This window comes from Zestomonas carbonaria (assembly GCF_904061905.1).
Lineage (GTDB): Bacteria > Pseudomonadota > Gammaproteobacteria > Pseudomonadales > Pseudomonadaceae > Aquipseudomonas > Aquipseudomonas carbonaria.
Genome location: NZ_CAJFCI010000107.1, coordinates 1 through 383 on the forward strand (window position 1 = coordinate 1; position 383 = coordinate 383).

A 383-nucleotide genomic window follows, 5' to 3' on the forward strand; every position below is an offset into this window, starting at 1 on the left:
GGCGAACGGCTGCTCGCCGCTGGGCAGGTCCTCGCAGGCCCAGTAGCCCGGCCACGGGCAGGCTTCGCCGGAGACGACGCGCCGGTGGCTGGATACCTGCTCCCATTCCCAATGCACCGGCACTCCCCGATAGGTGGGCAGGACATCGCCCAGGGCGGCGCGGAACATCACGCCGGGGTCCCCGGCCTTGAACCAGATACCGGCGCGAGGGGCGGACTGGCCGCTGTCGGCGGCGCGGGCGGGCGCCGGCGGCAGGGGACAAAGGGTGTCGATATCGGGGAAACGCTTGCTGGGGTCGGCATGTGACTCTTCCCATAGCCGCTCATAACAGACGGCGAGCTCGGGGTTTTTATCGACACCATACTTCCCCTCATTGAAGGTGG

Annotated in this window: 1 pseudogene; it reads right to left on the reverse strand. The window is 68.4% G+C overall.

Annotated features, from left to right (window positions below):
• Positions 1-383 (reverse strand): annotated as a pseudogene (locus PSEWESI4_RS24885) (hypothetical protein); the annotation flags it as partial.